Source organism: Streptomyces sp. NPDC058773 (assembly GCF_042746015.1).
Lineage (GTDB): Bacteria > Actinomycetota > Actinomycetes > Streptomycetales > Streptomycetaceae > Streptomyces.
In genome coordinates, this window is the sequence record NZ_JBHYPE010000031.1 from 85,765 (window position 1) to 96,693 (window position 10,929).

General features: G+C 70.4%; 13 protein-coding genes. 8 read left to right on the forward strand and 5 right to left on the reverse strand.

Annotated features, from left to right (window positions below):
* Positions 1 to 92: 92 nt before the first annotated feature.
* The 4 genes from ACFW5B_RS24780 to crcB all read left to right on the forward strand — a co-directional run bounded on the left by ACFW5B_RS24780 (position 93) and on the right by crcB (position 2,477).
* Positions 93 to 1,178 carry a magnesium and cobalt transport protein CorA gene (locus ACFW5B_RS24780; protein WP_386443566.1) on the forward strand — a complete coding sequence of 362 codons (1,086 nt, stop codon included), beginning with the start codon at positions 93 to 95 and terminating at the stop codon, positions 1,176 to 1,178.
* Between the two features lie 113 nt (positions 1,179 to 1,291).
* Positions 1,292 to 1,729, forward strand: a complete 438-nt coding sequence (locus tag ACFW5B_RS24785; protein WP_386443507.1) for a fluoride efflux transporter FluC — start codon at positions 1,292 to 1,294, stop codon at positions 1,727 to 1,729.
* On the forward strand, positions 1,726 to 2,106 hold the full coding sequence (locus tag ACFW5B_RS24790; RefSeq protein ID WP_386443510.1) for a DUF190 domain-containing protein: 381 nt from the start codon (positions 1,726 to 1,728) through the stop codon (positions 2,104 to 2,106). The genes ACFW5B_RS24785 and ACFW5B_RS24790 overlap by 4 nt, the downstream gene beginning before the upstream one ends.
* Positions 2,103 to 2,477, forward strand: a complete 375-nt coding sequence (gene crcB, locus ACFW5B_RS24795; protein ID WP_386443513.1) for a fluoride efflux transporter CrcB — start codon at positions 2,103 to 2,105, stop codon at positions 2,475 to 2,477. The genes ACFW5B_RS24790 and crcB overlap by 4 nt, the downstream gene beginning before the upstream one ends.
* Before the next feature lie 219 nt (positions 2,478 to 2,696).
* Here crcB and snpA read toward each other — a convergent pair whose 3' ends face one another.
* Positions 2,697 to 3,359, reverse strand: coding sequence for a snapalysin (gene snpA, locus ACFW5B_RS24800; protein WP_386443516.1), 663 nt, complete (start codon positions 3,357 to 3,359; stop codon positions 2,697 to 2,699).
* 218 nt (positions 3,360 to 3,577) lie between these two features.
* Between snpA and ACFW5B_RS24805 the strand changes: the two genes are divergently transcribed.
* Both ACFW5B_RS24805 and ACFW5B_RS24810 read left to right on the forward strand, forming a co-directional pair.
* Entirely contained in the window at positions 3,578 to 4,537 is a 960-nt protein-coding gene (locus ACFW5B_RS24805) for a LysR family transcriptional regulator (RefSeq protein WP_386443519.1), read from the forward strand.
* Between the two features lie 131 nt (positions 4,538 to 4,668).
* Positions 4,669 to 5,955, forward strand: coding sequence for a cation:proton antiporter (locus ACFW5B_RS24810; protein ID WP_386443522.1), 1,287 nt, complete (start codon positions 4,669 to 4,671; stop codon positions 5,953 to 5,955).
* A gap of 13 nt (positions 5,956 to 5,968) precedes the next feature.
* Here the strand turns inward: ACFW5B_RS24810 and ACFW5B_RS24815 are convergent, their stop codons facing one another.
* The 3 genes from ACFW5B_RS24815 to sodN form a co-directional block, all read right to left on the reverse strand.
* Positions 5,969 to 7,279 carry a hypothetical protein gene (locus tag ACFW5B_RS24815; protein WP_386443524.1) on the reverse strand — a complete coding sequence of 437 codons (1,311 nt, stop codon included), beginning with the start codon at positions 7,277 to 7,279 and terminating at the stop codon, positions 5,969 to 5,971.
* 130 nt (positions 7,280 to 7,409) lie between these two features.
* The gene (locus tag ACFW5B_RS24820) at positions 7,410 to 7,904 is read right to left on the reverse strand and encodes a hypothetical protein (RefSeq protein WP_386443527.1); all 495 of its coding nucleotides are present in this window, start codon (positions 7,902 to 7,904) and stop codon (positions 7,410 to 7,412) included.
* Positions 7,905 to 8,318: 414 nt separating this feature from the next.
* Positions 8,319 to 8,714, reverse strand: coding sequence for a superoxide dismutase, Ni (gene sodN, locus ACFW5B_RS24825; protein WP_386443530.1), 396 nt, complete (start codon positions 8,712 to 8,714; stop codon positions 8,319 to 8,321).
* 207 nt (positions 8,715 to 8,921) lie between these two features.
* Between sodN and sodX the strand changes: the two genes are divergently transcribed.
* Positions 8,922 to 9,386: a nickel-type superoxide dismutase maturation protease gene (gene sodX, locus ACFW5B_RS24830; RefSeq protein ID WP_386443533.1), complete on the forward strand. Its 465-nt coding sequence runs from the start codon at positions 8,922 to 8,924 to the stop codon at positions 9,384 to 9,386.
* On the opposite strand, the gene ACFW5B_RS24835 is transcribed toward sodX, so the two are convergent.
* Positions 9,290 to 9,982, reverse strand: a complete 693-nt coding sequence (locus ACFW5B_RS24835; protein ID WP_386443536.1) for a CGNR zinc finger domain-containing protein — start codon at positions 9,980 to 9,982, stop codon at positions 9,290 to 9,292. The two genes, sodX and ACFW5B_RS24835, sit on opposite strands and share 97 nt — an antisense overlap.
* 94 nt (positions 9,983 to 10,076) lie before the next feature.
* Here ACFW5B_RS24835 and ACFW5B_RS24840 point away from each other — a divergent pair, with 94 nt between their 5' ends.
* Positions 10,077 to 10,838, forward strand: coding sequence for a class I SAM-dependent methyltransferase (locus ACFW5B_RS24840; protein ID WP_386443539.1), 762 nt, complete (start codon positions 10,077 to 10,079; stop codon positions 10,836 to 10,838).
* Positions 10,839 to 10,929 lie beyond the last annotated feature (91 nt).

Genomic DNA, 10,929 nt, shown 5'->3' on the forward strand with positions numbered 1-10,929 from the left:
AACCCAGGGCCCCTGCCCCGCCGTGCTGCCTAAAAACAGCCGCTTTGCCGTACCGTTCACGCCCTTCATCGGGCCATACTGGCCCGGTGTCGATGATCAGCAACCTCCGCAAGGCCGTCCGGCTGCCGCAGCCACGGCGCCGGGGTGTCGACCTCAGCCACCCGGCGCGGTCGCCGCTCGGCACGGCCGTGGTGAACTGCGCGGTGTACGTGGACGGCGTACGGCAGAAGGGCGACCACCCGGCCGATGTGGCGATCCACCGGGTCCGGAAGACCGGCCGGGGATTTGTCTGGATCGGGCTGCATGAGCCCTCCGAGAAGGAATTCGCCGGAATCGTCGAGCTGTTCGGGCTGCATCCGCTCGCCGTCGAGGACGCCGTCTTCGCCCATCAGCGGCCGAAGCTGGAGCACTACGACGACTCGCTCTTCACCGTCTTCAAGACCGTCTGCTACGTCGATCACGACCGGCTCACCGACACCAGCGAAGTCGTCGAGACCGGCGAGATCATGGTCTTCACCGGCACCGACTTCGTGATCACGGTGCGGCACGGCGGGCACGGCTCCCTCGGCCCGCTGCGCGAGCAACTGGAAAGCGCCCCCGAGCAGTTGGCGATCGGCCCGTCCGCCGTGCTGCACGCCGTCGCCGACCTCGTCGTGGACGACTACCTCGATGTCACGGCCGCCGTCCAGAACGACATAGACGACGTCGAGAGCGAGGTCTTCTCGATCCGCGGCAGCGGCGGCGCCGGCCGCATCTACCAGCTCAAGCGGGAACTCCTCGAACTCAAGCGCGCCGTGGCCCCCCTGGACCGGCCGATGCAGGAGCTGGCCACCCGGCCGATGTCCGAAGTGGACGCCCGGATCAAGACGTACTTCCGGGACGTCGCCGACCATCTGGACCGGGTCACCGAGCAGATCACCGCATTCGACGAACTGCTCAATTCCATACTCCAGGCCCACCTCGCACAGGTCACCGTCGCCCAGAACGAGGACATGCGCCGGATCAGCGCCTGGGTCGCGATCCTGGCCGTACCGACCATGATCTGCGGTGTCTACGGCATGAATTTCGACCATATGCCGGAGAAGCACTGGACCTTCGGCTATCCGCTGGTGATGGCCGTGATAGTCGGCCTCTGCTGGGTGATCCACCGGGGCTTCAAGCGGAACGGCTGGCTGTAGCGCCGGGGCGGCCGACGCGTCACGGCCCGCCCGCCACCGCTCGCCGCCCGTCTGCCGGGGCGCCGCTTACAGGGCGGCGGTAGCCTGAGATCGCTGATGATCTCGGGAGACCTATGGACGAGCGACGCCGCCGGGCGGCCCCCTGGCAGGGGCAGTGGCCGGTGATCGGCGTGGTGGCCGTGGGCGGCGCCCTCGGCGCCACGGCCCGTTACGGCGCCGCTCTCCTCTGGCCCACCACCGGCGGCTCCTACCCCTGGACGACCCTGGCCGTCAATGTCGTCGGCTGCGCGCTGATGGGCGTGCTGATGGTGATGATCACGGAGGTCCGGGCGGCCCACCGGCTGGCACGGCCCTTCCTGGGCACCGGCGTCCTCGGCGGCTTCACCACCTTCTCCACCTACGCCGTGGACATCCAGCGGCTGATCGCCGCCGGGCACCCGGCCGAGGCCATCGCCTGTCTCGCGATCACCCCGCTCGGCGCGCTCGCGGCCGTGTGGGGCGCGGTGACCGGCACTCGTGCACTTCTCGAACTGAGGCGGCGGACGGTATGACGGACGGCACGACACACCCCGGCGGCACCGCGGCGCTCCGGCTCACGGTCCTCGTCGGCGAACAGGACACCTGGCACCACAAGCCCCTCTACGCGGAGATCGTGCACCGCGCGCGCGAAGCCGGACTGGCCGGCGCCAGTGTCTTCCGCGGAATCGAGGGTTTCGGCGCCACCGACCTCATCCACACCCAGCGGCTGTTGTCGCTGAGCGAGGAGCTGCCGGTCCTGATCGTCGTCGTCGACACCGAGGAACGGGTCCGCGCCTTCCTCCCGCAGCTGGACGAACTCCTCGCGGGCGGCGGCCTGGTCACCCTCGACCCGTGCGAGCACCTCACCTACCCGCGCGCTGCGGCTCCCCAGGAGGGCGGTCGCGGGTGAACTGGCTGCTGGTCGTGGCCGGCGCGCTGGTCGGGGCGCCGCTGCGGTTCCTCACCGACCGCTATGTGCAGTCCCGGCACGACACCGTCTTCCCCTGGGGCACGTTCACCGTCAACGCCGCCGGCTCGCTGATCCTCGGCCTGCTGACCGGCGCGGTCGCGGCCGGCGCCGCCGGCTCGCACCTCCAACTGCTGCTCGGCACCGGTCTGTGCGGAGCGCTGACGACCTACTCGACCTTCTCGTACGAGACGCTGCGGCTGGCGGCCGACGGGGCGCGGGGCGCCGCCGCGGTCAACGTCCTGGGGAGCATCGCGGCCGGACTCGCGGCCGCGTTCGCCGGGGCGGCCCTCGCGCGGGTGCTCTGGGGCTGACCGGGGCGGCCCGACGACAGCCGAAAGCGGTGGGGCTCCGGGGAGCCCCACCGCGGGGACGGCGCAAGAGGAGATGCGAGGGCTGGTGGGGTACGAGGGCCGGCCGCCAGGTTCCGGTACTCGACAGCCCCAGGCCGTTCGCGGACCGGCGACCGTCAGCACGGCCGGGTACCGCGGGCCTCCGCCGAACTTCGGTGTTTCAGCGGGTCGTCGGGGACGTCAGGAGGCCTTGCCGAAGTGGACGCCCTTGAGGCCGTTGGCCCAGAGCTGGTCGACCTTGGCGCTCTCGTTCGCGTCCGGGTTGGCGTTCTGGCAGGACGTGCCGGGGCCGCCGCCGGACATCAGCTCGCTGCACGGGCCCTCGTAGTGGTCCGGCAGGCCCAGCACATGGCCGGTCTCGTGCGCGGTCACGCGGGTGGAGTTGTACTCCTCGTTCTGCTTGTAGTCCAGGAAGACGAAGCCCTTCCCGTGACCGTCGGTGCTGGCGTACGAGCCGCGCGGGTCGTCGCCCTCGCGGTACTCGAAGTCGCCGCCGCTGCCTTCCTGCAGCTTCACGTTCTGCACCGCGCCGTTCCAGATCGAGGCGCTCTGCGCTATCTGGTCCTTGAACTTCGGGGCCGCGCTGGCGTCGTAGGTGACGGTGACCGAGGCCGCGCCCGGGTGCGCCTTCATCTTGGCCCTGGCCGACTTGATCACGGCCTCGAAGAACGCCTTGGTGTCGGCCTTCTCGGCGGCCGAGCCGTTGTACGCCGCGATCGAAGCGGCGGTGCTGTGGGAGGAGTCGGGGGAGGAGGAAGCTGCCGAAACCGGCGCCGCCGCGGCGAGCGCGGCGACAAGGCCCAGACCGAGCGCCGCCGACAGCGCCGTCTTGGGAGATCTCATGTGGGGGCTCCTTAATTTCCGAGGGCCGTACGGTCGCCGTGTGGGGCGGCGACCGGGGCCCTGCGGATTTCTTGGTGCCGTTGAGTCTGGACGGAGTTCACCCGGACGGCAGAGATGTCAGGCGGCGATAGCACCAGCCAATACCCCGCGCAAAAAACGGAGTTCAGACAGGTTTGAGAGTCTGGTGTGACGTATGCCGACGTCGTTATGCTCCGGACGTGGAGCTCGAGGTAAGGCATCTTCGCGCATTGTGCGCCATCGCCGACACCGGCAGCGTACGCAAGGCTGCCCGGCAGCTCGGCATGACCCAGCCTTCCCTGACGACCCAACTCCACCGCATCGAGAAAGCCCTCGGTGGCCAGCTCTTCTTCCGCGAGCCGAGCGGCAGCCGGCCCACGCCGCTGGGGCATTCGGTGCTGTGCCGGGCCCGGCCGATCGTGGCCGAAATGCGGGCACTTCTTGACGAAGTCGCCTCGGCCTCGCAGCGCGAACAGGGCGCACGGCTGCACATCGGCAGCACCAACTCCCCGGCCGTCGCCGGCTGGCTGCGCCGGCTCCGCCTCCGGCTGCCGGACACGGACACCACGATAAGAACCGATGTGTCCGCCAACGCCCTGCTGCACATGGTCGCCACGGGACAGCTCGACGCGGCCTTCGTCCACGAGGTCGAGGGCGCGCCCCTGCGGGTCCCCGACGGTCTGGCCGAACACGAACTCATCGCCAGGGAGCCGCAGTTCATCGCCCTGTCGGACGCCCATCCGGCGGCCGCCCGGGAGGTCATCCGGGTCGCGGACCTCGCCGACGACCAGTGGATGGTCGACCCGACCGTGGACGGCGAATGGGCCGGACTGCGCCGTATCTGGGCGGCGGCCGGAATCAACCCCCGGGTCGTGCACGGCGACTACCTCACCACCGTGGACCTCGTGACGGCCGGTGAGGTGGTCACCCCCTGCCAGCCGACCGCCCGCCTCCGCCACGGCATGGCCATCCGCCCCCTGTACGGCGACCCGCTGGCCGTCCGCCTGTTCATGGCCTGCCGCCAGGACGACATCCCCGCGGGCTCGGCCGACGACCTGTTCGCCGACCTGACCGCCGCGTACATGGAGATCGCCTGGGCGAGCGACGCCTACCGCGCCTGGCTGGTCCGGCACGACGGGCCGCTGTCCGTGGGGACCTGAGGGCGGCGCACCGCGCCCGGTCCGCCAACCGTGTGAACGTACCGGCGCCGGTCTCCCGGGGACGGCCGGGCGGTGGGGCGATGGCCGAAAGTGGGACGCCCGAGCGCGGCGCGGCCAATCCTGGAGACCCTGTGGACGGCACCCTTTCCCTGGTCCTGCTCCTGCTGTTCCTGTGGTGCCTGTGCTCACGGCGGATGGAGCGCTACGAGCTCACCGCACCGGCCGCGTTCGTCCTGCTGGGCCTGCTGCTGGCCGAGGGCGCCGGCGTCCTCGACCTCGCCGTCCCGCACGAGACGGTCAAGGTGCTCGCGGAGATCACGCTGGCCTGGGTGCTCTTCACCGATGCCGCACGGCTCTCCTTCCGCGCCCTGCGTCCCGAACTCGGCCTCTACCTAAGGCTGTTGGGCGTCGGGCTGCCGCTGTGCGTGGGCCTCGGCGCGCTGCTGGCGGCCGCCCTGCTGCCCGGGGTGTCCGGCTGGTCCGCCCTCTACGTGGGGGCCGCGCTCGCTCCGACGGACGCCGCGCTCGGCGCCACCATGATGGTCAACCCCGTGGTGCCCGCGCGAATCCGCCGGATCATCAACGTGGAGAGCGGCCTCAACGACGGCATCGTCACCCCGCTGGTGGTGCTGGCCCTGGCCGGGGTGGCCGCGGCCGAACACCACGCCGGGCCGGCCGCCACCGGCCATGCCGTGGTGGAGCTGGCCGTCGGCGCGGCGTACGGCGCGGTGCTGGGGCTGGCCGCCGGATGGCTGTTGCGCACCACCCTCCGCAACGGCTGGGCGGCCGAGGACTTCGCCGGCGCGGGCGTGCTGGCCCTCTCCCTCCTCAGCTACACCTCCGCCCTCGCGATCGGCGGTAACGGCTTCGTCGCCGCCTTCGTCGTCGGCCTGGCCTTCGGCACGACGCACGGCGCGCCCCCGCGGGTGCTGCTCTACGTCGAGCAGACCGGCGCGCTGCTCTCCGTGCTGGTCTGGCTGCTCTTCGGCGCCGTGCTGCTGCCGGCGGTGTTCGCCCACGTCACCTGGCAGACCGTGGTCTATGCCGTACTGAGCCTGACGGTGATCCGCATGCTGCCGGTGGCGCTGTGTCTGATCGGCAGCGGACTGGACGCCCGGACGGTGGCGTTCATCGGCTGGTTCGGCCCCCGCGGACTGGCCTCGGTCATCTTCGGCCTGCTCTCGGTCGAGGAACTCACCCCGGCCGGCGCCCGCCCGGTCCTCCCGGTGATCGCCTGCACCGTCCTCCTCAGCGTCCTCGCCCACGGCCTCACCTCCGCGCCCCTGGCCAACCGCTACGGCGCCAAGGCCAAGGACGTGGCACCCGCGGGCGCCCCGGTCCAGGACCTGCCCGTCAGGGGCATGGCGGCGGGCGGTCTCCACCACTGGCGCCGCAAGGGCGGTCCGTCCGCGTCGTGAGGGTGCAGCCGGACTAGGACCGGCTGAGCGGCTTCAGCCGCATTCCTTCAGCGCCCAGCCCCGGGCCGGGCAGGCAGGTGTATTCACGTCGGCCTGAGGACCGTGTCACGTCGTAGAACTCCCGCAGGCACTTTCCCAGCACCTTCTGGCCGTAGGAGTTGGGGTGGAAGGACTCCTCGACCTGCCCTTGTGAGTGGGCCGCTCCGTGGGACAGATAGCGCATCCACTCCGCGTCCCGGGTGGGAATGGGAGAGCTCAGCGTGTCTCCGCTCCTGGCCTGGCGGACGCTCCTGGCGCAGACCTCGTGGCCGTCGAAACTCCACTGGAGGTCCAGGTAGTGAATGTTCTTCTCCGCTGCGACTCCCTCCAGCATGTCGGCGATACCCGTCACCAGATCCAGCCGCGCCCAGTTGGTGTCCTGGTTGTAGAAGGGGCATCCGCCCGGACTGTAGCGCCGGGAAGAAACGCTGACGCCCTCCGAGTAGCGATATGCGGAGGACAGCGGAACCGGTGAGGGATACGACTGGAGCGCCAGCACGTAGGAGGAGTCCGGGTGACCCGTTTCCCGCATGACCCTGCGGATCTGGTCGATCACGTTCTTCACCTTGTCCGGGACTTCTCTTCTCAGCTTCTCCTTGACCTCCCAGTCGAATCTCTTCCAGCAGTACTGACCCAACGGGCCGTGGATGAATCCCCAGACGCAGCTCTCGATGATGTTGCTGAAACCCAGGTCATTTCCGCTGATGGAGACCTGAATCAGCTTGATGTCATGGGTGTTCGCGAGGGCCTTCAGCTGATCCGCCTGGGGTGGCTTCCCCTTGAAGGGCCTGCCGCCCGCCGCCGCGGGCAGGAGGTTGCCCGTGACCGCGCCCGAGCAGGCGAGGTTGAATTTCCGCTCCACCGGGATGTGTGATTCGAGGAGTTCCGCGACGTCCGAGGTGTGGCAGCCGTTTTCTTTCCCCGTGGTCGGGTCCAGATAGGAATTGTCCACATAGACCCGGTTCGGATCTTTCCGGCATCCGGAGGGCCCGCACACGGTGGCCCGGTCCGTGCCGAACATGCTGTCCGTCTGGCTGTACGGCATGTCGACGTTCCCTTGCCATCTGCCGCCCTCGCCCGAGATGAAGCTGTCGCCGAGCGAAACGACGGCCGTGGGCTTTGCCGCGCGGCCGCCGGGTCCTTTCGGTGCTGCCGAGGAATGGGTCGGAGATATCGCCAGGACGGTGGACAGGATGGCGGTGACCGACGCCGCCGCCACGGTCCTGCGGCGGATGCGGAATCCGGGGCCGGAATGCCGGGAGTGGCCGGAGTTCTTGGCGTGCATGACTTCTCCTCGTCCGGAAGTATTTCTGGGCGAATCGTCATTTCTGCGAACAGCGCCGGCGCGGTGTCCGGCGGGCACGCCGAGGGCCGCTGCCCGCGGTGACACGCAGGCAGCGACATCCGTACTCGGCTCAGTTCAGGGAGACCCTGGCGTACTGGTAGAACGTCTGGCCGTTCTCGTCCCCGTTGTGCTGACGCCCGGTCATGACCTCCTCCGCGCCGCCCCTGGAGTGGCTGGAGCTCTCCCGCTGGCCCGGGGTCCAGCGGTACGAGACCAGTCGCACCTGTCGCCCCTGCCAGGTCATCGAGGCGCTCGCGTACCGCGTCTGGCCGTTCTCGTCGCCGGAGTGGACCCGGCCGACCAGGGCCTTGTTGGGCGCGGCCGTGAAGAAGGAGTTGCTCTCCCGCATCGAACCGCTCCAGGTGGGTGGGCCGACGTGGACGAGCTCACCGTGGATGAGGATGAAGCCGCAGTAGTACGTCGTGCTGCCGTTCTCGTCGCCGGAGTGGCTCCGGCCGATCAGGACTTGATACGCCGGGCACTCGACGGCGATGCCGGCCGATTCCCGCACCGTCCGGGTGTAGCCGTCGATGATTTCGACATCGGCCGTCGGGGCCGCAGTCACCTCGGCGGCTGTCGCCGTGCCCAGCCCGAGGGACAGGAGGGTAGCGGCCGCGAGGGCCAGGGCGCGTCTGCCGGTTCGCGATAAATGACGCACGAATTCCCTTTCGCACGAAGCTGACGGGTGAGGCGCCCTGGCCGAAGCATCGTGGCGTCAGAAGCGCCCAGGAGGGACGATGTCGGACATAGCGCCGCCGTGCCAGCGCGCCTGAGGGGCGTACGGGAGGCAGGCCAGGGCGCTCGAACGGATGTCCTCACCGGCTCGGGTCGCGGGCGCCCCGACGCTCCGGCTCCCCTTTCCGGCAAAAAGACCGCACCCGCTCCGGCATGGCCGCCAGGTGCGGCGGCATGGGGAGCGGGTGCGGACAGTGAAGCGAGGCGACCCGCGTCACCGCGGGTCAGGCCATGCGAGGAAGGGTCAGCCCTTCTTCGTCTCCCAGAAGATCTTGTCGATCTGGGCGATGTAGTCCAGGGCCTTCTGGCCGGTGGCCGGGTCGTTGGACCCCTTGGCGGCGCTGAGGGCCTTGAGGGTGTCGTTGACCAGCTGGTGCAGCTCCGGGTACTTCTCGAAGTGCGGGGGCTTGAAGTAGTCGCTCCACAGCACCGAGACGTGGTGCTTGGCCAGCTCGGCGCGCTGCTCCTTGATCAGGACGGCGCGGGTGCGGAAGTCCGCGTCCTCGTTGGCCTGGTACTTCTCCTGGACGGCCTTGACGGACTCGGCCTCGATGCGGGCCTGGGCGGGGTCGTACACACCGCAGGGCAGGTCGCAGTGGGCGCTGACCTTGACCTTGGGGGCGAACAGGCGCGAAAGCATGTTCAGTCCTTCCTCGTGATCGTCTTCTCAGGTGCGAGATTACTCGGTACGGGAAGGCTTTTCTTGGGCGGGCCGGGGGTCTTAGGGCGAAAGTCCGGTGTCGTGCCGGGACTGTTGGAGGATGGGCCCGTGAGCGAAGCGAGACGGGGGTGCCCCCGGACGGAGTCCGGGGGAGGGTCGGACCGGGGCTGGACCGGGAGGTACGGGATGCCCGAGCGGGTGCACGAGCGCGAGCCGGAGCGGGGCGCGGACACGGAGCAGGAACGGGGCGGGCTGCTCCGTGCCTTCGGGCTGGCCGAGGTGTACAACCCGTCGATGGTGCCGACGCTCCGGCCCGGCGACCAGCTGGTGGTGCAGTACGGCGCGGCGGTACGGCCCGGTGACGTGGTCGTGCTGCGGCATCCGTTCCGGCAGGACCTGCTGATCGTCAAGCGGGCCGTACAGCGGCGCGACGGCGGCTGGTGGGTCCAGGGGGACAATCCGTTCGTCGAGAACGACAGCCGGGAATTCGGGGTGGTTCCTGACGAACTGGTCATCGCCCGCGCCTGGGTGCGGGTGCGCCCGCCCCGCGGGATTCAGCGGTCGGTCGCCGGGGTGCTCTCCTGGGCCGTGTCGGCGGTCCGGCCGGTACGGGCCGCGCGCTCGGTCTCCAGACGCTTGCGGGCGCGGTAGGCGGCGACATTGGCGCGGGTGGCGCAGCGGTCGGAGCAGTAGCGCCGGGAGCGGTTGGTCGAGGTGTCCAGGTAGACGTTGCGGCAGGGCCGCGCCTCGCAGATGCCCAGCCGGTCCACGCCCAGCTCGGTGAGGTGGAAGGCCAGGCCCATGCAGGCGGTCGCGGTGTAGCCGGCGGTCGCGTTGGCGGCGTGGTCGGCGATGTGCATGTGCCAGTCGGGGCGGCCGCCCCCGCTCTCGGCTCCTCCCCCGCTCTCGGCTCCGCTCAAGCGGGACGAGCGGGAGGTGCCCCCATCGTCCCGGTCGTCGTGGCCGGAGATCTGCGGGCTGACGGGGAACTCCATCATCAGCGCGTTGAGCATGTCGACGGCGAGCACCTCGTCGCCGGCGTCGGCCGCCTCGAAGACGGCGCGCAGCCGGGAGCGGACCGTGCGCAGCCGCGTGACGTCGCTCTCGGTCGCACGCCGGGCGGCCTGCTGGGCCGGGCCGAAGAGCTCCCGCACGACCTCGACCGAGGTGAGGGTGTCGGTGCCGCGCTCGGGCTGTTCGGTGTTGACCAGTCGCACGGCATAGTCCGAGTAAGAGGCCAGTTCCACTTGTAGTCCTTACGGGCGGAGGCTAGGGTACGGGTACATGCTCGTAGTAATGGGTGTCCTCACTACGAGGGTATTACGGCCTGGAGGGGAAGCGATGACCGAGACCGTCGTCGGCGCCGATTGGCAAGCGTGGCAGAACAGTTGGGACCGCCAGCAGGAGTGGTACCTCCCCGACCGCGAGGAGCGGTTCCGGGTCATGCTGGACATGGTCGAGGCACTGGTGGGTCCCGCGCCCCGGGTACTGGATCTGGCTTGCGGCACGGGCAGTATCTCCGACCGGCTGCTCAAGCGGTTCCCCGAGGCCGAGAGTGTGGGCGTCGATCTCGATCCCGCGCTGCTGGCCATCGCGGAAGGGTACTTCGAAGGCGAGCCCCGGGTCCGCTTCGTACGGGCCGATCTGAAGGACCCGCAGTGGACCGCGAAGCTGCCGCACGACACGTACGACGCGGTGCTCACCGCCACCGCGCTGCACTGGCTGCACACCGAGGACCTGCGCGGGCTCTACGGGCAGCTCGGCGGGCTGGTGCGGGACGGCGGGGTCTTCCTGAACGCCGACCACATGCCCGACGAGGCCACCCCGCGGATCAATGCCGCCGAGCGGGCCTTCCGGCATGCGCGGCGGGATGAGGCGAAGGAGGCCGGCGCCGTCGACTGGGCCGGGTGGTGGCAGCTGGCGGCCGCCGACCCGCGGCTGGCCGGGCCGACCGCCGAGCGCTTCGAGATCTACGGTGAGCACGCGGACGGCGACACCCCGTCGGCCGCCTGGCACGCCGCGGTGCTGCGCGACGCGGGCTTCGCGGAGGCCCGGCCGGTGTGGGCCTCGCCCACCGACGCCCTGGTGCTGGGCCTGAAGTAGCCCGGCCCGGCGGCGAAGCGGCGCAACGAAGCGGGGCGGGGGGGGGGGGGGGGGCCCCCCCCCCCCCGGGGGTGGGGGCCCCGGGGGCCGG